This window comes from Mesorhizobium sp. LNHC252B00 (assembly GCF_000502955.1).
GTDB lineage: Bacteria > Pseudomonadota > Alphaproteobacteria > Rhizobiales > Rhizobiaceae > Mesorhizobium.
In genome coordinates this window covers 1-429 of sequence record NZ_AYWO01000128.1, presented here as the reverse complement: position 1 = coordinate 429, position 429 = coordinate 1, and the positions used below count along the sequence as shown (strand labels likewise).

The 429-nt window shown below is 59.4% G+C and carries 1 pseudogene; it reads right to left on the bottom strand.

The annotated features are described in order from the left end of the window. A pseudogene (locus X744_RS139650) lies at positions 1–429 on the bottom strand (polyhydroxyalkanoate depolymerase); the annotation flags it as partial.

Below are 429 nucleotides of genomic sequence, written 5' to 3'. Positions count from 1 at the left end.
TTCGGAGCGGAAGCGCGAGCCGTTGAAGACGCCGTAATGGCCGACTGCCGGCTGCATGTAGTGCGCCTTCTTGTCGCCGGGGATGTTGACGCACAAATCCTGCGCCGCCTTGGTCTGGCCAAGACCCGAAATGTCGTCGTTCTCGCCCTCGACCGTGAACAGGGCAACGTTGCGTATGACGGACGGATCGATCCTGGTGCCGCGATGCGTCATCTCGCCCTTGGGCAGCGCATGGCGCACGAAGACCGTGTCGACCGTCTGCAGATAGAACTCCGCCGTCAGGTCCATCACCGCCAGATATTCGTCATAGAAGTCGCGGTGCTTTTCGGCGTTGTCGCCATCGTGCTTCACAAGGTTCATGAAGAATTCCTTGTGGGCGATGATGTGGCGGTCGAGGTTCATGCTCATGAAGCCGGAAAGCTGCAGGAA